The following is a 26487-nucleotide window of genomic DNA, read 5'->3' as shown; positions in this document are numbered from 1 at the left end:
CCCTTCAGCGTTCCGCGCGCGGGCGCGCCGGAACCAGTGCGTTGACGATGTCGCCCGCGGCCACGGCGCGTTGCTCGCCCGGTTCGCGCAGCGGCTTGATCGAGACCCTGCCCTCGCGCGCTTCGTCGTCGCCGACGATGAGGGCATAGCGCGCACCGCTTGCGTCGGCGCGTTTCATCTGCGACTTGAAGCTGCCGCCTCCGGCGTTGACGATGGCGGCGCAGCGGGCGTCGCGCAGCGATTCCGCCACGACGCGCGCGAGTGCTCCCGCGCCGTCTCCCGCGTGCACCACGTAGGCGAGGGGGGCGTCGGCTCCGGTGCGTCCCGATTCCTGCAGCAGCAGGATCATGCGCTCGATGCCGATCGCGAAGCCGCAGGCCGGCGTCGGCTTGCCGCCCAGCGCCTCGAAGAGCCCGTCGTAGCGGCCGCCGCCCGCGACGGTCCCCTGCGCGCCCAGGCGGGAGGTCACCCACTCGAACACCGTGCGATTGTAGTAGTCGAGCCCGCGCACGAGCCTCGGGTTCACCTCGAACGCGATGCCCGCGTCGTCGAGCGCGCGTTGCAGTCCGTCGAAATGCGTGCGCGACTCCGCGCCGAGGCGGTCGACGAGCCGCGGCGCCCCCGCGATCATCTCCTGCATCGCGGGCGTCTTGCTGTCGAGGATGCGCAGCGGATTGGCGTGCAGGCGGCGCTTCGCGTCGGCGTCGAGCAGATCGGCTTGTCGCTCGAAGTGCTCGATCAGCGCGGCGCGGTGCGCGCGGCGCTCCGCCGCGTCGCCGATCGAGTTCACCTGCAGCGATATCCCGTCGGCGAGACCCAGTTCCCGCCACAGGCGCGCGAGCATCGCGATCTGCTCGGCGTCGACGTCCGGCCCCGGGAATCCCAGCGCCTCGACGTCGAACTGGTGGAACTGGCGGTAGCGGCCCTTCTGCGGGCGTTCGTGGCGGAACATCGGACCGGCGAGCCAGACGCGCTGCGGTCGCTCGTAGCACAGGTTGTGCTCGATCGCCGCGCGCACGATGCCCGCGGTCGCCTCGGGCCGCAGCGTGAGGCTCTCGCCGGAGAGCCGGTCGTCGAAGGTGTACATCTCCTTCTCGACGATGTCGGTGTGCTCGCCCACGCCGCGCACGAAGAGCGGCGTCGGCTCGACGATCGGCACGCGGAGGTTCCGGTAGCCGTGGAGCGCGAAGACGCGGCGGGCGGTGTCCTCGAGTTCGAGCCAGAGGGCGGCTTCGTCCGGCAGCACGTCGTTCATGCCGCGGACGGCCTGGATCGGCGCGGTCTTGGGCCGTGCGGTGGCGGTGTCGTGGGGCGTCGTCATCGGGTCATGCTCGTGGCCTCCGCCGCTCGCGCGCGAAGGCCGATGGATTCGTGGCGATCTATTCCAGGCGGATGCGCGCGACGTTCTGGCGCGTGTGCGGCGCGAGGTCGACGGCCCTGCCGCGCCAGGCCGCGTCGACCACCGCTGCATTGCCGATGACGACATCGACCGGCGGCGCGACCTCGAGTTCGCGCGTCGATCCGGCCGATCCGGTGATCGACATCACGGCGCTGCCGGAGCGGTCGCGCACTTCGATCCACGATTGGCCCCGGAAGGCGAATCTGAGCTGGCTTCGCGCTGCGGCGGATCGCTCGCCCGCGGCGTCCTGCGCGACGGGGAGCGCGGGCGCACTGGCCGCGCCGGGCGAGGGCGCGGCCGCGGTGCCGGCGACCGGATTGGGCAACTCCGTCGCCTGGCCGGTCGCCGGAGCCGTCGCCGGTTCGTCGGGGCGCATTGCGGGCGCGGGATCGGCGGGCGCGGCGACAGGGGGAGCCGTCAGGGCCGACTCGGCCTTCGTCGCCGTTCCGCGCTCGGCCGCCGGCGGGCGCGCGAACTCGTAGAACGCGGCCACGCCGACGATCGCCGCGAGCAGCAGCGGAATCGCCCAACGCGCCACGCCCGAACGCGGGCGCGATTCGCGCGGCATCTCGCCGATCGACCGTCCGGCGGCCGACGCGAGCGTGCGCTCGGGCGCGGGCGCGTGACCGTCGCCCGGAAGCGCGGCGAGCACGTCGTCGACGTCGAGCTTGACGAGGCGCGCGTAGTTGCGCACGAATCCGCGCACGAACGTACGGCCGGGCAGGTTCGCGAAGTCGTCCCGCTCGATCGCGACGACCTGGCGCGGCGCGAGTTTGAGCTGCGACGCGACGTCCTCGACGGTGAGCCCCGCGATGCCGCGGGCCTGGGCGAGCAGCGCGCCCGCGCTCGGCGGAGCCGGGGGCGCGGCCTCGTCCGCTTCGGGACGCCCGGGTTCGTTCACTCGCAGCTCCCTCCCATGGCGCGCGTCTCCGCGCTGTTCGGGTAGCGGTTCTTGAGCTGCGTGACGTAGGAATCCTCGGCGGCCTTGTCGCCGAGCTTGCGCTCGACGCACATGCCGAGGAAGAGCCCCTCCGGAGGCGGGGCGGTCTGCGCCATGACGAAACGCATCAGCGCACGCGCCTCGTCGAGCCTCCCGGCGCGGTAGGACAGGAGAGCGAGGTTGTACGCGGCGATCGGGTTGCCGGGGCGGACGGCGAGCGCGCGCCGGAAGTACCGGTCGGCCGCCGCGGCGTCGCCGGCTTGCGCGCTGCACTTGCCGGCGTTGATGAGCGCGATCTCGGGCGACTTGTAGAGCGGGTTGCGCAACGCCGCCTCGAACTCTCCGATCGACTCCTGCGGCTTGCCGTGCGTGCAGAGGTACCAGCCCCAGTTGCCGCGGATCTCCGAGTCCGACGGCGCGAGGTCGAGCGCGCGCCGGAAGTTCGTCTCGGCCTTCGCGTTGTCGCCGAGTTCGGCGTAGACGAGACCGTAGATGCTGTAGAGCTTCGGGTAGGTCGGGTCGAACTTGACCGCCTCGGCGAGTTCCTCGAGCGCGACGTCGTACTGGCCGCGCTCGAAATACGCGGCGGCGAGTTCGGTGCGCAGTTCGGACTTGTAGCGCGGTGTGGCTTCCTCCTGCTTGATCGGAGGAAGCTGCTGCGGCTGGACCGTCTGCGGCGCGGGCTGCGTCTCCTTCTTCGACGAGAAGGTGTCGCATCCGGCGAGGGCGAGGACCGCGAGCGCGGCGGCGGGAACGGCGGAACGGATAGACATCGGCGGGTCGGGTTCGTCAGGGGCGGACCGCGAAGCTTCGCGTCGCGAGCGGGCGGATCACCCGGTTCTTCACGCGGCCGGCGAGCTGGCCGCAGGCCGCGTCGATGTCGTCGCCCCGCGTCCTGCGGATCGTCGTGACCAGGCCCGCGTCCATCAACCGGCGCTGGAACGCGACGATGCGCTCGCGCGGACTCGCGCGGAACCCGGTTCCCGGGAACGGATTGAACGGGATCAGGTTGAACTTGCAGGGCAACTCGCGCACGAGCGCGACGAGCGCGTCCGCCTGCGCCGGCGCGTCGTTCACGCCGTCGAGCATCACGTACTCGAAGGTCACGAAATCGCGCGGCGCGACCTCGAGATAGCGGCGGCACGCGGCCAGCAGTTCGGCGAGCGGGTGCTTCCGGTTGATCGGAACCAGATGGTCGCGCAGCGCGTCGTCGGGCGCGTGCAGGCTCACCGCGAGCGCGACCGGGCATTCGGCGGCCAGGCGGTCCATCTGCGGCACGAGTCCCGAGGTCGACACGGTCACGCGCCGGCGCGAGAGTCCGTACGCGTGGTCGTCGAGGAAGAGCCGCAGCGCGGGGATCACGCGGTCGAGGTTCGCGAGCGGCTCCCCCATGCCCATCATCACGACGTTGGTGACCGGTGCGCGGCCGGCCTCGACCCAGGGCCAGGCCGACGCGGGCCGCGGTTCCGCCACCCAGCCCGGCGATCCCGGGGCGGGCGGGGCGTCCGACAGGAGCGCCCGGTTCGCGTGCCAGAGCTGGCCGACGATCTCCGCGACGCCGAGGTTGCGGTTGAAACCCTGTGCTCCGGTGGAGCAGAACCGGCAATCCATCGCGCAGCCGGCCTGCGACGAGACGCACAGGGTGCCGCGGTCGTCCTCGGGAATGAACACCGCCTCGACCGCGTTGCCGTCGCCGACGTCGAACAGCCACTTGCGTGTGCCGTCGGAGGCCGTCGTGTCTCGGAGCACCGTCGGGCCCTCGATGCTGTCGTGGGCCGCGAGCGAGGCACGCAAGGACTTCGCCAGATCGGTCATCGACGCGACGTCGCCGGCGAGGTGCCGGTGCAGCCAGCGCGACACCTGGCGGGCGCGGAAAGGCTTCTCGCCGCGTGCGGCGAAATGGCGCTCCAGGCCTTGCGGGTCGAGGTCGAGGAGGTTCACGACGCCGTGACGGTCAGCGGGAGTAGACCTGCGATGCCGGGAAGAAATAGGCGATCTCGATCGCCGCGGTCTCCGGCGCATCGGAGCCGTGCACGGCGTTCGCGTCGATCGACGACGCGAAATCGGCGCGGATCGTGCCGGGCGCCGCCTTCTTCGGATCGGTCGCGCCCATCAGGTCGCGGTTCTTCGCGATCGCGCCGGGGCCTTCGAGCACCTGGATCATCACCGGGCCGGAGGTCATGAACTCGACCAGATCCTTGAAGAACGGGCGCGCCCGGTGCACGGCGTAGAAGCCTTCCGCCTCGGCACGCGAGAGATGCGCCATGCGGGCGGCGACGATCTTCAGGCCCGCGCCCTCGAAGCGGGCGTAGATCTGACCGACGACGTTCTTCGCGACGGCGTCCGGCTTGATGATGGAAAGGGTGCGTTCGACGGCCATGCTGGGCGCTCCGACAGGATTATTCCGAGGAAATTCAATATTGTAGCATCGGTGTCCCCCGGGCGCATGCGCCGCGACGCGGGGCGCGCTCGCGCGGCTGCCCGGATCGGCGGGAACGGCACGACAGGCGTGCGGGCGCGAAGGGGCCGACGGAGCGCGCCGGATCGGTCCGGCGCGCCCGGCGGCTCAGAACAGCAGGTCGGGCAGGAAGAGCGTGATCACCGGCACGTAGGTGACGACGACGAGGAAGGCGAGCAGCAACAGCGTCCACGGCAGCGCCGCCTTCACGACCTGTCCGATCGACATTCGCGTGATGCCCGCGGTGACGAACAGGTTGAGGCCGACCGGCGGCGTGACCATGCCGATCTCGAGGTTCACCACCATGATGATGCCGAGGTGGACCGGATCGATGCCGAGCCGGGTCGCGATCGGGAACAGGATCGGCGCGAGGATCAGGATGATGCCGGTCGGCTCCATGAACATGCCGGCGATCAGCAGCAGGATGTTCACCACGACCAGGAACTGCCAGCCGGACATGCCCCAGCCGACGATGATCTCGGCGATCTGCTGCGGGATGCGCTCGGTGGTCAGCACGTGCGCGAACAGGAGCGCGTTGGCCACGATGAACATCAGCATCACCGTGACCTTGCCGGCCTCGATCAGGACCTCCGGCACGTTGCGCATCCCGATGTCGCGGTAGACGAACACCGCGATCACGAACGCGTAGACCGCCGCCACCGCGGCCGCTTCCGTCGGCGTGAACACGCCGCCGTAGATGCCGCCCAGGATGATGACGATCAGCAGCAGGCCCCACAGCGAATCGCGCCCGGAGGTCAGCACCTCGCGCAGCGTCGCGCGCGGCTGCGTCGGGAGCTTGATGATGCGCGCGCGAAACCAGATCGCGACCATCAGCAGGAGGCCGAGCAGGATCCCGGGGATCACGCCGGCCATGAAGAGCTTGCCCACCGAGGTTTCGGTCGCTGCGCCGTAGACGACCATGACGATCGACGGCGGGATCAGGATGCCGAGCGTGCCCGCATTGCAGATCACCCCCGCCGCGAAGTTCTGCGAATAGCCGGCCCGCACCATGCCCGCGATGACGATCGAGCCGACGGCGACGACGGTCGCCGGCGACGAGCCGGACACCGCGGCGAAGAGCATGCACGCCATGACCGAGGCCATCGCCAGCCCGCCGCGCAGGTGGCCGATGCAGGCGTTCGCGAAGCGGATCATCCGCTTCGCCACGCCTCCGGTGGTCATGAACGCGCCGCCGAGGATGAAGAACGGGATCGCCAGCAGCGTGTAGTGCTCGGACGTCTCGAACAGCTTGAGCGACAGCGACGCGAGCGAGTCCTGCGCGAACAGCATGATCGTCACGAGCGAGGACAAGCCGAGCGCGATCGCCACCGGCATGCCCATGAACATGAACGCGAACAGCAGGACGAACAGCGCGAGGGTGGTCATCGCGCGTTCCCTCCGGGCTCGTCCTGGCGCAGCTTGAGCGCGTCCTCGGCCTCGTCGCCGACGAGGTGCGCCTCGCCGCCGCGCGCGAGCCGGACGAGCACTTCGGCGAAGCGGAACGCCAGCATCGCGAAGCCGAGCGGCAGGATGATGCGCGGGATCCACTGCTGGATCGGGATGTCCTGCATCAGGATGCCCACGTCGTACATCTTGCGCACGTACTGGTAGCCGCCCCAGGTGACGATGAGCGCGTAGGCGAGGCACAGCAGCGCGGCGGCGACGACGACCGCGCGCCGCGCGCCCCGGCCCAGCGACTTGACCAGCACGTCGACGCCGATGTGGGCGCCGACCCGGACGCCGTAGGACATGCCGACGAAGATCAGCCACGCGAACATGACGCCGGTGAGTTCCAGCGCCCAGACGAAGCTGTAGTTGAAGACGTAGCGCGCGACCACCTGCATGAAGGTGACCAGCGTCATCGCCGCCATCAGGAAGGCGACGAGGCCCTCCTCGAGGTGTTCGAGCCAGCGCATGGCGTCGGCGGGGCCCGCGGCGCGGACCCCGCTCCCGATGGGGCTACTTGTTGGACTTGAGCGCCGCGTCGATCAGGTCGCGGCCGATGTCGCCTTCGAACTTCTTCCAGACCGGTTCCATCGCCTTGCGCCAGGCGGCCACGTCGTCCTTCGTGAGCTTCTGGATGCGCGCCTTGCCGGCGTCGGCGATGCGCTGGCGGTCGGCCTGGTTGAGATCGTTCGCCATCTTGTTCGCGTAGGCGGTCGCTTCGGCCATGGCCTCGGAGAGTCCCTTGCGCACGTCGGCCGGCAGGCCGTCCCACCACTTGGCGTTGGTGACGACCATGTAGTCGATCACGCCGTGGTTGGTCTCGGCGATGGTCTTCTGCACCTCGTGGAACTTCTGCGAGTAGATGTTGGACCAGGTGTTCTCCTGTCCGTCGACCACGCCGGTCTGCAGCGCCTGGTAGACCTCGGAGAACGCCATCTTCTGCGGGTTCGCGCCGAGCGCGCGGAACTGGGCTTCGAGCACGTCGGAGGCCTGGATGCGGAACTTGAGACCCTTGACGTCCTCGGGCCGCTCGAGCTTGTCCCGGTTGGTCGAGAGCTGCTTCATCCCGTTGTGCCAGTACGCGAGGCCGACCAGCCCGCGGTTCTTCATCGAGGTCAGCAGTTCCTGTCCCTTCGCGCTCGCCTGGAAGCGGTCGACCGCGTCGACGTCGTCGAACAGGAACGGCAGGTCGAAGAGCTGGATCTTCTTGGTGTAGCGGTCGAACTTGGAGAGCGACGGCGCGATGAGCTGCACGTCGCCCAGGAGCAGCGCCTCCATCTCCTTCGCGTCGCCGAAGAGCTGCGAGCTCGGGAAGACCTGCACCTGCACCTTGCCGGGCAGCTTCTTCTCCGCCAACTCCTTGAACTTGAGCGCGCCCTGACCCTTGGGCGTGTGCTCGGCCACCACGTGGCTGAACTTGATGACGATCGGCTGCGCACCCGCGGGAAGGGCGAACGCCAGAGTCGCGACGAGCGCCGCGGCGAGCATGGAGCGAGCAAACATCGGATGGTCTCCTGTTCGGTGGAAGCCGGGTTCGGTCCGGGACTGGCCCCCCCTCTTGTGCGGCTTGCCGCATTCTAGCCCGGGTACCGGTCGGCGTGGGAGTCCGGCCGACCGGCGAGGCCCGCGGCCGCGCGCCGCGCCCCGCCGCTCGCGCGGCGCGTGATGCCTCTTGCCTGCCGGCCCGCGCCGGAGGGGGAGCGCCCGCTGGTCAGGCCGCTGCGGTCGCGTCGGGCATCGGCCGCCAGATCGGGACGAGACCCGCAGCGCCAGGCGGCGCTCGCCAGGCGATGTCGACGCCCAGTCCGGGCACCGCGACGAGCGCGTCGCCGGCCACCACGAGCGGCAGCGCGTCGCGCTCCCAGGGCGGCAGTTCGGCCTCCCGCAACAGCGCCTTGAGCGTGCGCCGGGCGCCCGCGCGTTCGAGCTTCAGGCGCTCGCCGCCGTGACGCGGACGGATGGCGAGACCCGCTTCGGCGTGGCGCGGGTCGACGCCTGCCCCGATGACGGCACGGAACTCGAGTTCGCCGTGCGGCAGCGCGACCGTCGTCTCGCCGCGCCAGTCGAGCAGAAAGGCGCCGGCCGGCGGCGCGTGCACGACGACGCGCCCGCGATGGCGGCCGACGATCGCGCCGGCGTGACGGATCTCGACCGAGGCGTCCTGCCTGGCGTGCGCGAGTTGCCGGAGCATCGCGTCAAGGCGCGCGACGGGCGGAGGCGGCAGGCCGCGCTCGTGCAGGAACCAGCGGAGCAGGTTGCGCGCCCGCGCCGCGTCGAGCGACGCGAGCGCGGCTGCGTCGATCGTTCCCGCGGTTTCCACGTAGCCCGCGGTGCGGGCGTCGATCGCGGCGAGCGCATCCAGCAATGCGGTCGCGTCGGCCTGGTGGGCGGCGGCCCGCGCGAGCGTCGCCGGATAGCCCGGGAGCGCTGCCGCGAAGGCGGGGACGACACGCGCGCGCACCGCGTTGCGGCGCAGCCGCGTGTCCGCGTTGCTCGGATCGTCTGCGTAGTCGAGCCGGCGAAGCGTCGCATACGCATCGATGTCCGCGCGCGGCAGCCCGAGCAGCGGACGGCACCAGACGACGCCCTCCGCGTCGCGCGCGGACGCCGGCATCGCGGCGAGTCCCGCGGGTCCGGCGCCCCGACCGAGCTGCAGGAGGAGCGTCTCGGCCTGGTCGTCCTGATGGTGGGCGAGCGCGACGACGAGCGCACCGTGTTCCCGGGCGAGTTCGCGGAGCGCCCGGTAGCGGGCGTCGCGCGCGGCCGCCTCGAGGCTCGTGCGCGGCCGCAGGCCGACGGCGACGCGGCGCATCGCGAACGCGATGCCGCGCATCGCGCAGGCGCGCGCGCAGGCTTCCGCCCAGCGGTCGGCGCCGGGCTGGAGACCGTGGTGCACATGGAAGGCGATCGCGCGGCGCCCCGCCGCGCCGAGCGCCTGGGCGCCGGCGTCGAGGAGCGTCATCGAGTCGCGACCGCCGGAGAGCGCGATCGCGATCGGTCCGTCGCCGTCCGGAAGCGAGGCGACCCAGTCGGCGAGGGCGCGGCGCAGCTTCGCGCCCGTCCGGTCAGCCGGGGTTGAGCTCCTTGAACTTGCCATAGGAGACGATCCGGTCCTCGCGCCGCTCGACCAGTTCGTCGAGCGGCAGGTCGGAGAGCGACTTGAGCGCGTCGGCCAACGCCTTCTTGAGCGACGCGATCATCGCCGCGGGGTCGCGATGCGCCCCGCCGACGGGCTCGTTCACGATCCTGTCGACGAGGCCGAGCTGCTTCAGGCGCGGCGCGGTGATCCCGAGGATCTCGGCCGCTTCCGGGGCGTGGTCGGCGCTCTTCCACAGGATCGAGGCGCAGCCCTCGGGCGAGATCACCGAGTAGGTCGCGTACTGCAGCATCAGCGTGACGTCGCCGACCGCGATCGCGAGCGCGCCGCCGGAGCCGCCCTCGCCGATGACGGTCACGATGATCGGCGTGCGCAGCCCCGCCATCTCGAACAGGTTGCGGCCGATCGCCTCCGACTGGCCGCGCTCCTCGGCGCCGATGCCCGGGTACGCGCCGGGCGTGTCGACGAAGGTGAAGAGCGGCAGGCCGAACTTCTCCGCGAGCTTCATCAGGCGCAGCGCCTTGCGGTAGCCCTCGGGGCGCGGCATGCCGAAGTTGCGGTGGATCTTCTCCTTGGTGTCGCGGCCCTTCTGGTGGCCGATGACCACGCAGGGCCGGCCGTTGAAGCGCGCGAGTCCCCCGACGATCGCCGCGTCGTCGGCGTAGCTGCGGTCGCCGTGCAGTTCGCGGAACTCGGTGAACATGCCGGCGACGTAATCGAGCGTGTAGGGACGCTGCGGGTGGCGCGCGACCTGCGCGATCTGCCAGGCGGAGAGCTTCGCGTAGATGTCCTTGGTGAGCTGCTGGCTCTTGCGCGTGAGCCGCGCGATCTCGTCGGCGATGTCCACCGCCGAATCCTCGTGCACGAAGCGCAACTCGTCGATCTTCGTCTGCAGTTCCGCGATCGGCTGCTCGAAGTCGAGGAAGGTCTGCTTCATCCGGTCGGCTCCGTGGACGGGTCAGGGATGATAGCGCAGCGCGCCGGGCCGTGCGGCGGGCGCGTTCAGGCGGAGAGCGCGTCCCGGAGGAGCTTGCCGCCGCTCGCGAACAGCAGCACGTAGGTCACCTGGTAGAAGACGGCCTCCGGCAAGCGCCGGTGCAGCCAGACCCCGAGCCGGATGCCGATCGGTGCGAGCGGGGCGAACAGGAGCGAGGTCGCGAGGTTCGCCGCGTTGAGCTGCCCGAGCATCGCGTACGGGACGAGCTTCGCGTAGTTGACGATCAGGAAGAAGACGACCGAGGTCGCGACGAACGTGGTCTTGTCCGGCCGGTGCGGCAGGAGGTAGATCACGAACGGCGGCCCGCCCGCGTGCGCGAGCGTGCTCGTGAAGCCCGACACCGCGCCCCAGAACGTGCCCGCGACGCGGCCGGGCGGGGCGGTAGCGCGCGCGAGCCGCGCGGCCAGACGCTCGGAGAGGCGGAACCAGCGGTTGAGCGCGAACAGGACCGCGATGGCGCCGACGACGACGCGGATCGCGTTCACCGACATCGCGCCGAACGCGAGCCCCCCGAGCGCGATGCCGGCGAGCGCGCCGGGCACGAGGACCGCGAGGTGCGTGCGCGACCAGCGTCCGCGCCAGGCGTGGACGCCGAAGAGGTCCATCGCGCACAGGATCGGCAGCATGATCGCCGCGGCGGTCGGCGGCGCGATGAACATCGACATCAGCGGCACGCCGATGCCCGCGGCGCCGCCGCCGAAGCCGCCCTTGGCGATGCCGGTCAGGAGGATGCCGGCGATCGCGACCGGGTAGAAGAGGAGCGGGAACTCGGGGAGCGTCATCGGCTCACCCGACCGGCGGGAGTCCCGTGGCCGGTTCGCGATTGCGGGTGCGCCAGGCGGCGAACGCCTCGTTCGCGATCACGGCGGCGAGCACGATCGCGCCGCCGACGAGCGTCGTCGTGCCCGGATGCTCGCCCATCAGCGCCCACACCCAGATCGGGCCGAGGATCGGCTCGAGGAGTCCGAGGAGCCCGAGTTCGGTGGCGGTGAGCTGGCGCGACGCCGCGGTGGCGAGCAGACAGCCGGCGCCCAACTGGATCGAGCCCATCACGGCGAGGACCGCGAGGTCGCCGGGCGTCGCGGTGAACGGCGACGCGAGCGGCGCCGCCACCGCGATCGAGACGACGCCCGCGACCAGCACCTGCGGCAGCATGTCGACGCTCGCGTGGTACTTCCGCAGTACCGTGACCTGCGCCGCGAAGAAGCAGGGCACGCCGAGCGCGAGCAGGTTGCCGACGAGTTGCCCCGAGTCGATCGCGTCGCCGAACATCACGACGATGCCGGCGAACGCGACCGCCATCGCGATCCAGGTTCGCGGGGGCACCGCCTCGCGCAGGAACACCCGGCCGGCGATCGCCGCGACGAACGGCGCGATGCTCATCAGCACGAAGGTGTTGGCGACCGTCGTGCGCGTCAGCGACGCGATGAAGAAGAAGAAGGTGCAGGCGAGGAAGACGCCCGACGCGAGCCCCGGTGCGCCGACCGCGCGAATCGCCGCGCCCGTCTTGCGGCCGTGGAGGACGGCGAGGACGCCGGCGACGAACAGCACCATGAAGGTGCTGCGCCAGAACACGATCTCCCAGGCGTCGTCGAGCGACTGGCGCCGCACGAGGAAGCCGCCCGACGACCAGCAGGTCGCGGCGACGATCATCATCGCGATCGCGCGACGGCGGGCGGCGGCAGGGGTCACGGAGGCGGAACGCGACGACGCCGGCGGATGCCGGCGCGCAGGGACACTCTAGCACAGCGCAACGACGGCTCCTGCGGCCTTAGAATGTGCGCGACCTCAGGGAGGGACGGATGGCGACGCACAGGATCGCGGTGATGCCCGGCGACGGCATCGGCAAGGAAGTGATGCCCGAGGGCCTGCGCGCGGTCGAGGCCGCGGCGAAGAAGCACGGCGTGTCGCTCGCGTTCACGCACTTCGACTGGAGTTGCGACTACTACGCGAAGCACGGCCGCATGATGCCGGAGGACTGGTTCGAGACGCTCTCGGGCTTCGAGGCGATCTACTACGGGGCGGTCGGCTGGCCCGCCACGGTGCCCGACCACGTGTCGCTGTGGGGCTCGCTGATCCCGTTCCGGCGCGGCTTCGACCAGTACGTCAACCTGAGGCCGTGCCGGCTGATGCCGGGCATCGCGACGCCGCTCGCGCACCGGAAGGCGGGCGACATCGACTTCGTCGTCGTGCGCGAGAACACCGAGGGCGAGTACTCGTCGGTGGGCGGGCGGATGTTCGAGGGCACCGAGCGCGAGATCGTGTTCCAGCAATCGGTGTTCACGCGCAAGGGCGTCGACCGCGTGCTGCGCTACGCGTTCGAACTCGCGCGCACGCGGGACGCGAAGCACCTCACGTCGGCGACGAAGTCGAACGGCATCTCGATCACGATGCCGTACTGGGACGAGCGCTTCCGGGCGATGGCGGCGCGGTATCCGGACATCCGGACCGACCAGTACCACATCGACATCCTGTCGGCGCACTTCGTCCAGCGCCCGCAGGTGTTCGACGTCGTCGTCGGCTCGAACCTGTTCGGCGACATCCTGTCGGACCTCGGCCCCGCGGTGTGCGGCACGATCGGCATCGCGCCGTCCGCGAACCTCAACCCGGAACGCGATCACCCGTCGCTGTTCGAGCCGGTCCACGGCTCGGCGCCCGACATCGCGGGCCAGGGCATCGCCAATCCGATCGGCCAGATCTGGTCGGGGGCGCTGATGCTCGAGTTCCTCGGTCATCGCGAAGCGGGAGCGTCGATCGTCGCGGCGATCGAGCGCGTACTCTCCGATCCGTCAGCGCCGCGCACGCGCGACATCGGCGGACGCGCCTCGACGGTCGAGGCCGGCAAGGCGATCGCCGCAGCGATCTGACGCGTCGCCGGCGGGCGGCGTCGGGCGGTTTGTGGCAGTATGTCGCCCGCGCGTGACACGCTGCCGGACGCGAAGCGCGCGAAAACCCGGGAGAGCATCGGAATGCCCCTGCAGATCGGAGTGCCGCGGGAAGTCTTCCCCGGCGAGAAGCGCGTCGCAACCGTCCCCGACGTCGTCGAGAAGCTCGTGAAGCTCGGATTCCGCGTCGCCGTCGAGTCCGGCGCGGGCGATGCCGCCAATTTCGCGGACGACGCCTACCGTGCCGCGGGCGCCGAGATCGTGCCCGCGGCGGCGGCCCTGTGGGCCGGCTCGGACATCGTCTTCAAGGTGCGTCCCCCGACGTCCTCCGAGGTCGGGCTGATGCGCGAGGGCGGGATGCTCGTCGACTTCATCTGGCCGGCGCAGAACCCCGAGCTCATGGCCCAGCTCGCCGCGAAGAAGGCGACGGTGCTCGCCATCGACGCGCTGCCGCGCCAGCTCTCGCGCGCGCAGAAGATGGACGCGCTCACCTCGATGGCTGGCATCAGCGGCTACCGCGCGGTCGTCGAGGCGGCCAACGCCTTCGGCCGGTTCTTCAACGGGCAGGTGACGGCCGCGGGCAAGATCCCGCCGGCCAGGGTGTTCATCGCCGGCGCCGGCGTGGCCGGGCTCGCGGCGGTCGGCACGGCCGCCAACCTCGGCGCGATCGTGCGCGCCAACGACACGCGCGCCGAGGTCGCCGACCAGGTCAAGTCGCTCGGCGGCGAGTTCGTGCCGGTCGACTACGTCGAGGAAGGCAGCGGCGGCGGCGGCTACGCGAAGGTCATGAGCGAGGGCTTCCAGCAGGCGCAACGCGAGATGTACGCGAAACAGGCGCGCGACGCCGACATCATCATCACGACCGCGCTGATTCCGGGCAAGCCCGCGCCCCGGCTCATCACGGCCGAGATGGTGCGCTCGATGCGGCCCGGAAGCGTCATCGTCGACATGGCGGCGGAGCAGGGCGGCAACTGCGAGCTCACCGAGCCCGGCAGGGCGGTGGTCAAGCACGGCGTGACGATCATCGGCTACACCGATCTCGCGAGCCGCCTCGCGACGCAGGCCTCGACGCTCTACTCGAACAACCTGCTGCGGCTCACCGAGGAGCTGTGCAAGGCGAAGGACGGCAACGTCGTCGTCGACATGGAGGACGACGCGATCCGCGGCCTGACCGTCGTCAAGGATGGCGCGATCACGTGGCCGGCGCCGCCGCCCAGGCTGCCCGCCGCGCCTCCGCCGAAGCCCGCGGCGGCGCCGGTCGCCGCCGCGAAGCCGAAAGGCCACGGCGAGCCGTCGGGACCGATGTCGCCCGGCAAGGCGGCGCTGCTGTTCGGCGTCGGCGCGGTCCTGTTCCTTCTGATCGGCCGCTACGCGCCGGCATCGTTCCTCGGGCACTTCACCGTGTTCGTGCTCGGCTGCTTCGTCGGCTACATGGTGGTCTGGAACGTGAAGCCGGCGCTGCACACGCCGCTGATGAGCGTCACCAACGCGGTGTCGTCGATCATCGCGATCGGTGCGCTGGTGCAGATCGCGCCGAACCTCTCGGCGCTGCCCGCCGGCGTGACGCGTCCCGACGCGCTGATCCGCTGGCTGTCGATCGCCGCCATCGCGCTCGCCACCGTCAACATGTTCGGCGGCTTCGCGGTGACGCGGCGCATGCTCGGCATGTTCCGCAAGTAGGGGCGGCGCGACCATGAGCACGAGCCTCGCCACCGTCGCGTACCTCGGCGCGACGATCCTCTTCATCCTGTGCCTCGGCGGCCTGTCGAACCAGGAAACGTCCCGCCGCGGCAACCTCTACGGCATGGTGGGCATGACGATCGCCGTGCTGGCGACCGTGTTCGGCACGCAAGTGTCGTCGGCCGGGCTGCCGTGGATCGCCGGCGCGATGGTCGTCGGCGCGATCATCGGGCTCTACGCGGCGCGCATCGTCCAGATGACGCAGATGCCGGAACTGGTCGCGCTGATGCACAGTCTCGTCGGGCTCGCGGCGGTGCTGGTGGGCTATGCGAACTTCGTCGATCCGGCGGTCTCGGCGACGCTCACGCCCGCCGAGAACGCGATCCACGAGATCGAGATGTACGTCGGCGTGCTGATCGGCGCAGTGACCTTCTCGGGATCGCTGATCGCGTTCGGCAAACTCTCGGGCAAGATCGGCGGCAAGCCCCTGCTCTTGCCCGCGCGCCACTGGATCAACCTCGCCGGCCTCGTCGTCGTGGTCTGGTTCGGCTGGCGCTTCGTCGCCTCGCACGACGCGGGTTCGGCGACGACCGCGATGGTCGTGATGACGGTGATTGCGCTCCTCTTCGGCGTCCACATGGTGATGGCGATCGGCGGAGCGGACATGCCGGTCGTCGTGTCGATGCTGAACAGCTACTCCGGGTGGGCCGCTGCGGCGACCGGCTTCATGCTGTCGAACGACCTCCTGATCGTCGTGGGCGCACTGGTCGGGTCGTCGGGCGCGATCCTGTCGTACATCATGTGCAACGCGATGAACCGCAACTTCGTCAGCGTCATCGCGGGCGGCTTCGGCACCGACAGCGGCGCCGCGGCCAAGGGCGACGGCGCGGCGCAACCGGCGGGCGAAGTGCACCCGATCTCCGCGGTGGAGACCGCCGACCTGTTGAGGGAAGCGAAGGAAGTCATCATCGTCCCGGGTTACGGCATGGCGGTCGCGCAGGCGCAGCACACGGTCTACGAGATCACCAAGGCGCTGCGCGAGCGCGGCGTCAACGTGCGCTTCGGCATCCACCCGGTCGCGGGGCGGATGCCCGGACACATGAACGTGCTGCTCGCCGAGGCGAAGGTGCCCTACGACATCGTGTTCGAGATGGACGAGCTGAACGAGGACTTCCCCGACGCCGACGTGGCGATGGTGATCGGCGCGAACGACATCGTGAATCCCGCCGCGCAGGAGGATCCGGCAAGTCCGATCGCCGGGATGCCGGTGCTCGAGGTCTGGAAGGCGAAGCACTCGGTCGTCATGAAGCGCAGCATGGCGTCGGGCTACGCCGGCGTCGACAATCCGCTGTTCTACAAGGACAACAACCGGATGCTGTTCGGCGACGCGAAGAAGATGCTCGACGAGGTTCTCGCGGCGCTGAAGGCCTGACGTGGTCCGGCGGTTCCTGTCGGCGCTGGCGGCATGGCTCGCGCTCGCGCTTCCGGCCGGGGCGCAGGCGATGCAGATCTTCGTGCAGACGCCGGACGGCCCGACGATCGCGATCGAGGTCGAAGGCAACGACACGATCGGGAACGTCAAGCAGAAGGTGCAGGACCAGGAGGGGATTCCGGCCGCCCGGCAGCGGTTGTACTACGCCGGCGAACTTCTGGTGGACAGCCGTACGCTCGCCGACTACGGCATCCAGAAGGAATCGGTGCTCGTGCTCGCGTTGGTCCGCGATGCCTTCGCGGTGCCTGCGTCGGGCGGCGCGGCGCTCGCGATGGTCTCGCTCGCGCTCGCCATCGCCGGCCGCCGCCGCCTGCGCCCGAGGATTCGCCCCGGCTAGCCGACGCCGGCCGTCGACGCGAGCCGCCACGCGGGCGGCGCGGTCGGCCGGATCGCCGGCGTCCCGGCGACTTCCGCGGAACCGCCCGGCGCCTACTTCATCTTCGCCCAGACCGGCCACACCTGGTTGTCGGCGCGATGCGGGACGTCGACGTTGCTGCGCGCGGCCCAGGGGATCACCTGCCGGTGCAGCGGCAGCGTGTAGATCTCGTTCTTCTGGATCTCGAGCGCGCGGCGAATGAGCGCGAGACGCTTGTCCGGATTCAACTCGACCTTGACCTCGGCGACGATCGCATCGAACTTGGGATCGCTGTAGCGCCCGTAGTTGAAGTCGCCGTCGCCCTTGCCGTTGTAGGTCGACAGCACCGGCTGCAGCGTGAAGATCGCGTCGGTCGACGCGCCGCCCCAGCCCAGCATGAAGAGGCTCGTGTCGAGCTTCTCGAGCTTCGGGAAGTATTGCGCGCGCGGCAGCGTGGCGAGCTTGGTGTTCACGCCGATCTTCGTCCACATCGCGGCGAGCGCCTGGCAGATCTTCTCGTCGTTCACGTAGCGGTTGTTCGGGCAGTCGAGCTGCACCTCGAAGCCGTTCGCGTAGCCCGCGTCGGCGAGGAGCTTCTTCGCGGCGGCCGGGTCGTAGGCGAAGCGCTTCTCGATCTCGGGCGTGGTCTGGACCGGCGAGGGCGTCATCGCGCCCGAGGGCTTCGACAGGCCCCGCATCGTCGCCTTGTGGATCGCGTCGATGTCGATCGCCTTGTAGAGCGCCTCGCGCACCCGCTTGTCCTTGAACGGGTTCTTGCCTTTCACGCTCGAGTAGAGCAACTCGTCGCGCGCCTGGTCCATGCCGATGAACACGATCCGCTGCTCGAAGCCGTCGATGACCTTGACGCCCGGCGTCTGGTGCAGCCTCGGCACGTCCTGCGGCGCCGGGTCGTTGACGATGTCCACGTTGCCGGCGACGAGCGCCGCGAGCCGCGTCGCGTCGTTGGCGATCGGCGTGTAGACGACCTCGTCGACGTTGCCGTCGAAACGCTTGTCCTTCCAGCCCCACCAGTCGGGGTTGCGGACCAGCACCGTCTTGACGTCCGGCTCGCGCGACCTGAGCGTGTAGGCGCCGGTGCCGTTGGCGTGGCGCGCGGTGATCATCTCCTCCTTCGCCTTGAAATCGAGCGGCTTCATGCACTTGTTCTTCTCGCACCACGACTTCGACATGATGAAGAGCGTGACGAGATGCTCGAGCTCGATCGGATTCGGGCCGCTGGTGACGAACTCGACCGTGAGGTCGTCGATCTTGCGCGGCTTGCCCGCGGCGTTCGAGTAGGCGCGGATCTGCGAGGTGTCCTCCGCCGCGCGCTGCATCGAGAACACCACGTCGTCCGCGGTGAACGGCGTGCCGTCGTGGAACTTCACGCCCGGCCGCAGCTTGAAGCGCCAGGTCGTCGGATTCAACTGCTCCCAGGACGTCGCGAGGCCGGGAATGACCTTGAGGTCCTTGTCGCGCATCACGAGCGTGTCGTAAATGAGCCCGTTGATGTTGTTGGTCAGGTTCTCGTTCTGCGAGAGCGGGTCCATCGTCTGCGGATCGCCTCGGCCGGCCCAGCGCAGCGTCTTCGCGTCGGCCATCGACCCGACGGCGAGGAGGGCGGCGACACAGGCGGCGAGCGCGAGCTTCGGGACGGGTGCGTTCCTGGCGGGGCGGTTCATGGCGTCCTCCGGGGTGGGGGGGTGGCGCGGACCGGGGTGCCGGTGCGGGCCGGGCGAAACGGGCGGATCATAACGGAGCCGCCGGCGCGGCGGTAGGACGGTAGAATCCGCGCCCCGGCGCCCCGCGATCCGCCGCGCATCCGGAACCGCGGTTTCCTGCCATGACCGCCCACCCCACCGACGCCCGCGCGCTCGCCGCGCGGCTCGACGACACGTTCGCCGCCGACGCCGCGCGACTCGCCGCGCGCATCGGTGAGGCCAAGGCGCGTCGGGCGGGCGCCGACACGTGGCGGAAGCTCGCCGCCGACGTGGAGCGCGCCGTCGCGCGCAAGGCCGCGCGCGTCGCGACCCGTCCGACGCTCGCGTTCCCGCCCGACCTGCCGGTGTCGCAGCGCGCCGAGGACATCGCGGCCGCGATCCGCGCTCACCCGGTCGTGATCGTCTGCGGCGAGACCGGCTCGGGCAAGACGACCCAGCTTCCGAAGATCTGCATCGCCGCCGGGCGCGGCGAGCGCGGACTCATCGGCCACACGCAGCCCCGGCGGCTCGCAGCGCGTGCGGTGGCCGCGCGCGTCGCGCAGGAACTCGGCTCGCCCGTCGGGGGCGCGGTCGGCTACAAGGTGCGCTTCGCCGACCGGACCTCGCCCGACGCGTGGGTGAAGCTGATGACCGACGGCATCCTGCTCGCCGAGACGCGCGGTGACCGAAGCCTCCTCGCGTACGACACGATCATCGTCGACGAGGCGCACGAGCGCAGCCTCAACATCGACTTCCTGCTGGGCTATCTGAAGCAGCTCCTCGCGCGCCGCCCGGACCTCAAGGTCGTGATCACCTCGGCGACGCTCGACGCCGAACGCTTTGCGCGCCATTTCGGCACGGACGCCGACCATCCGGCACCGGTCATCGAAGTGTCGGGGCGGCTCTATCCGGTCGAGGTCCGCTACCGCGCCGTCGGTGGCGACCCCGACGACGAGTCGACCGACGATGAGGGCGACATCGAGGAGGCGATCGTCGACGCCGCGGGCGACCTGTGGCGCGAGGGGCCGGGCGACATCCTCGCGTTCCTGCCCGGCGAGCGCGAGATCCGCGAGACGGCGGAGTTGTTGCGCGCCGACCTGCGCCGCCGGCCCTGGGGCACGGCGGCCGAGATCCTGCCGCTCTACGCGCGACTGTCCCCTGAGGAGCAGCAGCGCGCGTTCGCGCCGTCGAACGGTCGGCGCATCGTGCTCGCGACCAACGTCGCGGAGACCTCGCTCACGGTGCCGGGCATCCGCTACGTGATCGACACCGGGCTCGCGCGCGTCAAGCGCTACGCGCCGCGCAACAAGACGACGCTGCTGCGGATCGAGAAGATCGCGCGCGCGAACGCCGACCAGCGCGCCGGCCGCTGCGGCCGCGTGCAGGACGGGATCTGCGTGCGCCTGTATGCGCAGGACGACTACGATGCGCGGCCGCGCTTCGCGGAGCCCGAGATCCTGCGGAGTTCGCTCGCGAGCGTGATCCTGCAGATGGCCGCGCTCGACCTCGGCCCGGTCGACGCGTTCCCGTTCGTCGAGCCGCCGCTCCCCCGCGCGATCGCCGACGGCTACCAGCTCCTCTCCGACCTCGGCGCGGTGGACGAGACGCGCGCTCTGACGGCGGTGGGCCGCGAACTCGCGAAGCTGCCGCTCGACCCGCGCATCGGACGCATCGTGCTCGAGGCGCGCACGCGCGGCTCTCTGCCCGAGGCGCTGGTGATCGCGAGCGCGTTGTCCGTGCCCGACCCGCGCGAGCGCCCGCTCGACAAGTCGCAGGCGGCCGACCAGGCGCATCTGCGCTTCCGCGACGAGCGCTCGGACTTCCTGTCGCTCGTGAACCTGTGGCAGGTGTTCGACGCGCTCGCGGGCGAGAAGCTCTCCCACCGCCGCCAGGTCGAACGCTGCCGCGCGATGTTCGTCAACCACCTGCGGATGCGCGAATGGCGCGACGTCCACCGCGAACTCGTGCGGACGCTCGAGGAAGGCGGCTGGACGTGGAAGCCGGAGTTTCCGGCCACCATCGATGCCGTCCGCTACCGGGCGATCCACGAATCGCTGCTCGCCGGGCTCCTCTCCAACATCGGACTGCGCGACGGCGAGCCCGGCGGCGGGGCGCGGCACGAGGCGCCGGGTCGACGGGCGCCCGCCGAGAGCTACTCCGGCCCGCGCGGGCTGCGCTTCCACCTGCACCCGGGAAGCGGACTCGCGAAGAAGGGCGGGCGTTTCATCCTCGCGGCGGAACTCGTCGAGACGACGCGCCTGTACGCGCGCTGCGCCGCGCGCGTCGAGCCGGAGTGGATCGAAGCGGCGGCGGGCGAGCGTGTGACCCGCGAGCAGTTCGATCCCTCGTGGGACGCGAAACGCGGCGAAGTCGTCGCGCGCGAGCGGGTGTCGTTCCAGGGACTGACGCTCGTCGCTTCGCGGCCGGTGTCGCTCACGGCGCTCGATCCTTCGCGCGCGCACGAGGTGTTCATCCGCGAGGCCCTGGTGCCGGGCGACCTCGCGACGCGCGGCGCGTTCCTCGCGCACAACCGCCGGCTCGTCGCGGAGGTGGCCGATCTCGAGCACAAGGCGCGCCGCCAGGACGTGCTCGTCGACGAAGACGCGCTCGCGGCGTTCTATGCGGAGCGCGTCCCCGCCGACGTGTCGACGACCGCCGCGTTCGAGCGCTGGCGCGTGGCCGCCGAGGCGCGCGATCCGCGGCTCCTGTTCATGACGCGCGAGATCCTGATGCGTCACGCCGCGAACGACGTGACGGCCGAACTCTTTCCGGAACACCTCGAGTTCGCCGGGACGAACTACCCGGTCAAGTACCGCTTCTCTCCCGGCCATCCGCTCGACGGGCTCACGCTCACGGTGCCGCTCGCGCGGTTGAACCAGCTCGACCCCGGCGCGCTCGGCTGGCTCGTGCCCGGCATGCTGCGCGAGAAGGTCCTCTGGTACCTGAAGGCGCTGCCCAAGGGCCTGCGGAACCGGCTCGTCCCTTTGCCGCCGGCGGTGACGGCGTTCCTCGAGCAGGCGTACTCCGGTGCGACCTCGCTGCCGGAGGCGATCCGCGGATGGCTCGGACGAAAACTGGGCGAGTCGCCGGCCCCCGACGTGTGGGACGACATGGTGCTGCCCGCGCACCTCGCCATGAACATCGTCGTCGTCGACGCCTCCGGCGCCGAACTGGGTTCGGGACGCGACCTCGCCGAGCTTCGCTCTCGACTCGGCGAGGCGGCGAAGGCGAGTTTCGCCGCCGACGGACCTGCCTACGGCAAGCGTGGACTCACCCGATGGGACTTCGGCGATCTGCCCGACACACTGACCATCGAGCGCCGGGGCGGGAAGCTCGTCGCGTTCCCCTCGCTCGTCGACGAAGGCACGAGCGTGGCGCTTGCGCTCGCCGACACGCGGGAGGCCGCACAGGCGTCGACGCGTGCGGGTGTCGTGCGCCTCATCCGCCTGGCCCTGCGCGAAGCGATGGCCCGCTACGAGAAGGGCGGGCCGGGGTTCGCGCAGGCTGCCCTCGCACTCAAGCCTGCGGTGCCCACCGACCGGCTGCTCTCCGACCTGCTCGACCTCGTCGCCGACCGCGCGTTCCTCGCCGACGATCCCCTGCCTCGCGACGCACGTTCGTTCGACGAGCAGGTCAAGCGGGCGCGAACCCGACTTCCGGCCGTCGCCGACGGGGCGTTCCGGCTGCTCGGTACGATCGCCGCCTCGTACCACGCGCTCGGCACGACGCTCGCGGGTGCGCCACCTGCGCTGGCGAGGCTCGCCTCCGACCTGCGCGCACAGCGGGACGAACTCGTCCGACCGGGGTTTTGCGTCGCGACCGGATGGGCCCAGCTTCAGCACGTCCCGCGCTACCTGGAGGCCATCGGCCGGCGCTGGTCCAAGGCGAAGGAACGGCCGGACCGCGAGGCGCGCCACGGGCCGCAGGTCGCCGACTGGGTCCGGCGCTGGTCCGAGCGACGCGACCGGGACCGGACGGCCGGTAGGGTGGACCCGGCGCTCGACGAATTTCGCTGGCTTCTGGAGGAACTCAAGGTGTCGCTGTTCGCCCAGGAGCTCAAGACCCCGTATCCGGTGTCGCTGAAACGGGTCGAAAAAGCCTGGGCGGCGCTTGGCGGCCGCTAGCCGGCGGCCCTGGCGCTGGTAGCTCAAAATCCTCCGTGCTACAGTGGCTTGGCGTCCGCACCTGCAGTAGTTTGGCGGAAATGCCGGCGCTCGGCCCGCGGCCGGGAACGCGCCCAGTCGGGCGCGAGGCCCGGCGGAACGGGTCATCAGGGGACCGGAACCCAGCGTGAACGTGCCGACGGCGGAAACTTCGGCGCGGCGTCCAACGCCGCGCGAGCTGTCGAAGATCCTGGGCGATTGCCGGGATCTGGCGGTGCATCGCCTGATGCTCGCGTTCTCCGCGATGCTCGACCGCGTCGGGGACCTCCTGATGGATCGCGCGGCGCGCACCGACGTCCGCGACGAGCAGACGCTCTACCTCGACGCGCGCGGCCTGCTCAAGAGCGAGCGCCCGACGCTGATGGCGGAGTTCGAGCGGCGCCTGCGCGAGCGCGTCGACGACCGCATCGCGAACCGGGAGACCCCCAAGCCGGACTACTCGGCGGTCGATCCGACCAAGCTCACGCTCGTCGACACCGCGTCGATGGACGAATCCGTCGTCACCGGCAACATCACGCGCATCGTCGAGAACGCGTGTCACGAGGAACTGGGGCTCCTGAACCGCGGGCTCGGGCATCTGCTCGGCCGGCCCGATCTCGAAACGCCCGACAATCCGCTCGCGCCGACGACGATCGTCGACGCGTTCGCGGACGCCCTGCGGCAACTGAAGAGCGAGAGCCGCATCAAGTTCCAGATCCTGAAGGAACTGAACCAGGCCTCGCTCGGCGACATCGCGTCGATCTACGGCGACATCAACCGGCACCTCGCCAACCTGCACGTCATCCCGGCGTCGATCCGTCCCGCGATCATCAACCGCGCCGCCGGCGCGGACGCACGCCGGGCGGCGGCGGAAGGCAAGGCGCCGCATCCCCCGACATCCTCTCCGTCGGCCGAGGTCGACGTGATGGCGCTGTTCCGGCGGATGTTCGGCACCGCCGGGGGTGCGCCGGCCGCGATGCCCCACGCCGGCGGTGGCATGGCGCCGCATGGCGGGGCGTCCGCGATGCGCCCTTCGGCGGCGGGTGACGATCTCCCCGAGATCGGAATGCCGATGGCGATGTCCGGCGGCTTGCCGCCGGTGACTTTCGCGCCGATGGCGCCGACGCCGTCGGGTTACGTTCCCGGCGCGCCGATCATCGCGACGCAGATGCTGCACGAGGGGCTTACGCGCCTGCAGGCGGGGCAGAGCGGCTTCGACCTGGGCGGTGGCGCGCTGGTCCAGTTCTCCGGCATCCCGGAAGGCCTGCACAACGTCCTGCGCGACCTGCAGGAGTCGCCGCTCGGACGCAAGGCGAACCAGCTCGAATCGATGACCATCGAGATGGTCGCGATGCTGTTCGACTTCATCTTCGAGACGCGCGATCTGCCCGACGGCATCAAGGCGCTGCTCGCGCGGCTGCAGATCCCGGTGCTCAAGGCGGCGATGCTCGACGGCGCCTTCTTCGCCAAGAAGTCGCATCCGTCGCGCCTGCTCGTCAACGCGTTGGCGGAAGCCGGACGGGGCTGGTCGCCCGCGATGGGGAACGACGATCCGCTCTACCGCAGGATCGACGCGATCGTCCACCGGATTCTCGACGGCTTCTCCGACGACCTCGCGGTCTTCGACGAGCAGCGCGCGGAACTCGAGGCGTTCCTCGCCGAGGAGGAGCGCAATGCCGAGGCCAACATCCACACCTCGGCCGAGGAGATCAACCTCCGGGATCGCGCCGAGATCTCCGCCAACGTCGCGCGCGGCGAGGTCGAGCGGCGCATCGAGGCCTCGCCGGTGCCGCGCTTCCTCGCGGGCTTCCTGCGCGAGCACTGGCAGGGCGCGATGGCCCACGCCTACGCGACCGACGGCGACCAGAGCGAGGCGTTCGGCGCGTCGGTGGCGACGCTCGAAGACCTGGTGTGGAGCGTTCAACCCAAGCGCACCGCCGAGGACCGCAAGCATCTCGTCGCGCTCCTGCCCTCGCTCCTGAAGCGCCTGACGAGCGGCGTGCGGGGACAGGACTGGTCGCCGCACGCGCGCGAGTCGTTCATGGCGAACCTCGTCGAGGCGCACGCGGCCGCGGTGAAGCCGACGTTCGCCAACGTCGAATCGCCGACCGCAGCGGTCGCGGAGGCGGCGAAGGCGCAGGCCGAGGTGGCGAAGGCCGCCGGCGACGAGCGCGCGGCCCGGCAGGCCGAGGCGCTCGCCGAGGCGATGGCGCCCGCGGAACCCGCGCCGCCGGTCGAGGAGCCGGAGGTCCGCGACGACCAGTACCTGGAGATCGCGCGCAGCCTCGAGCGCGGCATGTGGATCGAGTTCGAGGGCGACGACGGCCACCTCGCGTTCGCGAAGCTCGCGTGGGTGAGCCCGCTGCGCGGCACCTACCTCTTCACCAACCGCCAGGGCCAGAAGGCGCTGTCGATGACCGCCGAGGAACTGGCGGAGCGCTTCCGCGCCGACCGCGCGCGCCCGGTCGAGGCCGAGCCGCTGCTCGATCGCGCGCTGTCCAACGTCATGGGGCAACTCGAGACGCGCCTCCCACCCGCGGCGCAATGAGCGCCGCAGCGGCATCGCTCGCGATCGGCGTCGTGATCGTCGGCGACGAGATCCTGTCGGGCAAGCGGCAGGACAAGCATCTCGCCCATGCGATCGCGACGTTGCGCGCACGTGGCCTCGCGATCGACCACGCGAGCTTCGTGGGAGACGACCTCCCTCGACTCACCGCGCTCTACCGCGCGAGCTTCGCGCGCGGCGAACTCGTGTTCTCGTTCGGCGGCATCGGCGCCACGCCCGACGACCGGACGCGGCAGGCCGTCGCGGCGGCGCTCGGCGTCGCGCTCGAGCCCCATCCCGAGGCGGTCGCGGAGATCGAGGCGCGCTTCGGGCTCGAAGCCCATCCGCATCGCGTGCGGATGGCCGAGTTTCCTGCGGGTGCGCGCATCATTCCCAATCCGTTCAACGGCGTCGCCGCGTTCTCGGTGCGCGATCACCATTTCTTTCCCGGATTTCCCCAGATGGCCTGGCCGATGATGGACTGGGTGCTCGACACACGCTACCCGGACCTGCGCCGCGAGAGCGCGGTCGAGCGCGCGATCGCGGTCTACGACGTCGGCGAGAGCCAGTTGCTGCCGCTGATGGACGAGAACGTCGCGCGCTTTCCGGCCGTGAAGCTCTTCAGCCTGCCGGCGTTCCTGCCGGGCGGCGGGCGCCGCATCGAACTCGGCGTGCGCGGACCGCGCACCGACGCGGACGCCGCGCTCGACCATCTGGTCGCCGGCGTGCGGGCGGCAGGACACCGATACGAAGCGCTGGATCCTCCGGCGGAGCGTACCGGGTGAATGCAGCGAGCGGCATGGACGGCAGCGGCCGCCACTACGACGAGATCGCGGTCGGGGAATCGTTCCGACGATCGCTGACGGTCACCGACGCGCACCTCGTGCTCGGCGCCGGCCTCATCGGCGACTTCAACCCGCACCATGTCGATGGCGCGTACGCGGCTCAGGCTCGGTTCGGCACGCGCATCCTCCACGGCGTGATGACGAGCGCCATGATGGGCGGCGCGGTCGGCATGATCTTCCACGGCACCGCGATCGCGCTGCTCGAACACGCGACGCGCTTCACCGCGCCGGTGCGGCCGGGCGACACCGTGACGACGACCTGGACCGTCGTTGCGAAGGACGACAAGCCGTCGCACGGCGGCGGCATCGTGACGCTGCGCGCCGTCGCGACCAACCAGCGCGGCGAGACCGTCGCGGAAGGGAGCGCGAAGATGCTCGCGCATGCGACGGCGGGGTGGCTCGGCGCGAAAAACGGGTAGCGCAGCCCCCAATTTCGCGGCCGGCGCAATCAAAGGGGTCAGACTCGATTGATGAGCAAGACGTCGCCAGCTCAATCAAAGGGGTCA

At 70.7% G+C, this 26487-nt stretch carries 21 protein-coding genes; 8 read left to right on the top strand and 13 right to left on the bottom strand.

The genetic code is table 11. The annotated features are described in order from the left end of the window. Positions 1-4: 4 nt before the first annotated feature. The 12 genes from hisS to HS109_00950 all read right to left on the bottom strand — a co-directional run bounded on the left by hisS (position 5) and on the right by HS109_00950 (position 12029). Positions 5-1321: a histidine--tRNA ligase gene (gene hisS, locus HS109_01005; GenBank protein ID MBE7520942.1), complete on the bottom strand. Its 1317-nt coding sequence runs from the start codon at positions 1319-1321 to the stop codon at positions 5-7. 58 nt (positions 1322-1379) lie between these two features. Beyond that, the gene (locus tag HS109_01000) at positions 1380-2300 is read right to left on the bottom strand and encodes a DUF4115 domain-containing protein (protein ID MBE7520941.1); all 921 of its coding nucleotides are present in this window, start codon (positions 2298-2300) and stop codon (positions 1380-1382) included. Then, positions 2297-3112 carry a type IV pilus biogenesis/stability protein PilW gene (gene pilW / locus HS109_00995; GenBank protein ID MBE7520940.1) on the bottom strand — a complete coding sequence of 272 codons (816 nt, stop codon included), beginning with the start codon at positions 3110-3112 and terminating at the stop codon, positions 2297-2299. Before pilW ends, HS109_01000 begins: the two co-directional genes overlap by 4 nt. A 16-nt stretch (positions 3113-3128) precedes the next feature. Then, complete coding sequence (gene rlmN / locus HS109_00990) at positions 3129-4361, bottom strand: 23S rRNA (adenine(2503)-C(2))-methyltransferase RlmN (GenBank protein MBE7520939.1); 1233 nt, start codon at positions 4359-4361, stop codon at positions 3129-3131. Continuing rightward, entirely contained in the window at positions 4294-4719 is a 426-nt protein-coding gene (gene ndk, locus HS109_00985) for a nucleoside-diphosphate kinase (GenBank protein ID MBE7520938.1), read from the bottom strand. Before ndk ends, rlmN begins: the two co-directional genes overlap by 68 nt. A gap of 186 nt (positions 4720-4905) precedes the next feature. Then, positions 4906-6183 (bottom strand): TRAP transporter large permease subunit, encoded by a 1278-nt coding sequence (locus HS109_00980; GenBank protein ID MBE7520937.1) that lies wholly within the window; start codon positions 6181-6183, stop codon positions 4906-4908. Beyond that, positions 6180-6713, bottom strand: a complete 534-nt coding sequence (locus HS109_00975; GenBank protein ID MBE7520936.1) for a TRAP transporter small permease — start codon at positions 6711-6713, stop codon at positions 6180-6182. Before HS109_00975 ends, HS109_00980 begins: the two co-directional genes overlap by 4 nt. 43 nt (positions 6714-6756) lie before the next feature. After that, complete coding sequence (locus HS109_00970) at positions 6757-7746, bottom strand: TRAP transporter substrate-binding protein (GenBank protein ID MBE7520935.1); 990 nt, start codon at positions 7744-7746, stop codon at positions 6757-6759. 208 nt (positions 7747-7954) lie between these two features. Continuing rightward, on the bottom strand, positions 7955-9340 hold the full coding sequence (gene tilS / locus HS109_00965; protein MBE7520934.1) for a tRNA lysidine(34) synthetase TilS: 1386 nt from the start codon (positions 9338-9340) through the stop codon (positions 7955-7957). Further along, complete coding sequence (locus tag HS109_00960) at positions 9309-10277, bottom strand: acetyl-CoA carboxylase carboxyltransferase subunit alpha (GenBank protein ID MBE7520933.1); 969 nt, start codon at positions 10275-10277, stop codon at positions 9309-9311. Before HS109_00960 ends, tilS begins: the two co-directional genes overlap by 32 nt. 65 nt (positions 10278-10342) lie before the next feature. Then, positions 10343-11119, bottom strand: a complete 777-nt coding sequence (locus HS109_00955) for a sulfite exporter TauE/SafE family protein (GenBank protein ID MBE7520932.1) — start codon at positions 11117-11119, stop codon at positions 10343-10345. A gap of 4 nt (positions 11120-11123) precedes the next feature. Next, positions 11124-12029 carry a DMT family transporter gene (locus HS109_00950; GenBank protein ID MBE7520931.1) on the bottom strand — a complete coding sequence of 302 codons (906 nt, stop codon included), beginning with the start codon at positions 12027-12029 and terminating at the stop codon, positions 11124-11126. 110 nt (positions 12030-12139) lie between these two features. Here HS109_00950 and HS109_00945 point away from each other — a divergent pair, with 110 nt between their 5' ends. The 4 genes from HS109_00945 to HS109_00930 all read left to right on the top strand — a co-directional run bounded on the left by HS109_00945 (position 12140) and on the right by HS109_00930 (position 16731). Continuing rightward, positions 12140-13204: a tartrate dehydrogenase gene (locus tag HS109_00945; protein ID MBE7520930.1), complete on the top strand. Its 1065-nt coding sequence runs from the start codon at positions 12140-12142 to the stop codon at positions 13202-13204. Between the two features lie 102 nt (positions 13205-13306). Next, positions 13307-14902, top strand: coding sequence for a Re/Si-specific NAD(P)(+) transhydrogenase subunit alpha (locus HS109_00940; GenBank protein MBE7520929.1), 1596 nt, complete (start codon positions 13307-13309; stop codon positions 14900-14902). Positions 14903-14915: 13 nt separating this feature from the next. After that, positions 14916-16334, top strand: coding sequence for a Re/Si-specific NAD(P)(+) transhydrogenase subunit beta (gene pntB, locus HS109_00935; protein ID MBE7520928.1), 1419 nt, complete (start codon positions 14916-14918; stop codon positions 16332-16334). A gap of 70 nt (positions 16335-16404) precedes the next feature. Then, on the top strand, positions 16405-16731 hold the full coding sequence (locus tag HS109_00930; protein MBE7520927.1) for a ubiquitin: 327 nt from the start codon (positions 16405-16407) through the stop codon (positions 16729-16731). Positions 16732-16823: 92 nt separating this feature from the next. On the opposite strand, the gene HS109_00925 is transcribed toward HS109_00930, so the two are convergent. Beyond that, the gene (locus tag HS109_00925) at positions 16824-18431 is read right to left on the bottom strand and encodes an ABC transporter substrate-binding protein (GenBank protein MBE7520926.1); all 1608 of its coding nucleotides are present in this window, start codon (positions 18429-18431) and stop codon (positions 16824-16826) included. Between the two features lie 161 nt (positions 18432-18592). Here HS109_00925 and hrpA point away from each other — a divergent pair, with 161 nt between their 5' ends. The 4 genes from hrpA to HS109_00905 all read left to right on the top strand — a co-directional run bounded on the left by hrpA (position 18593) and on the right by HS109_00905 (position 26400). Further along, positions 18593-22573 (top strand): ATP-dependent RNA helicase HrpA, encoded by a 3981-nt coding sequence (gene hrpA, locus HS109_00920; protein ID MBE7520925.1) that lies wholly within the window; start codon positions 18593-18595, stop codon positions 22571-22573. Positions 22574-22739: 166 nt separating this feature from the next. After that, on the top strand, positions 22740-25139 hold the full coding sequence (locus HS109_00915) for a DUF1631 domain-containing protein (GenBank protein ID MBE7520924.1): 2400 nt from the start codon (positions 22740-22742) through the stop codon (positions 25137-25139). After that, positions 25136-25921, top strand: a complete 786-nt coding sequence (locus HS109_00910; GenBank protein ID MBE7520923.1) for a competence/damage-inducible protein A — start codon at positions 25136-25138, stop codon at positions 25919-25921. The genes HS109_00915 and HS109_00910 overlap by 4 nt, the downstream gene beginning before the upstream one ends. Then, positions 25918-26400, top strand: coding sequence for a MaoC family dehydratase N-terminal domain-containing protein (locus HS109_00905; protein ID MBE7520922.1), 483 nt, complete (start codon positions 25918-25920; stop codon positions 26398-26400). The genes HS109_00910 and HS109_00905 overlap by 4 nt, the downstream gene beginning before the upstream one ends. The last annotated feature ends 87 nt before the right edge of the window (positions 26401-26487 follow it).

Source organism: Burkholderiales bacterium, from assembly GCA_015075645.1.
In the GTDB taxonomy this organism is placed as follows: Bacteria; Pseudomonadota; Gammaproteobacteria; order Burkholderiales; family Casimicrobiaceae; genus VBCG01.
Note: the sequence above shows the minus strand (reverse complement) of the source record. Positions and strands in the feature narration are given on the sequence as shown.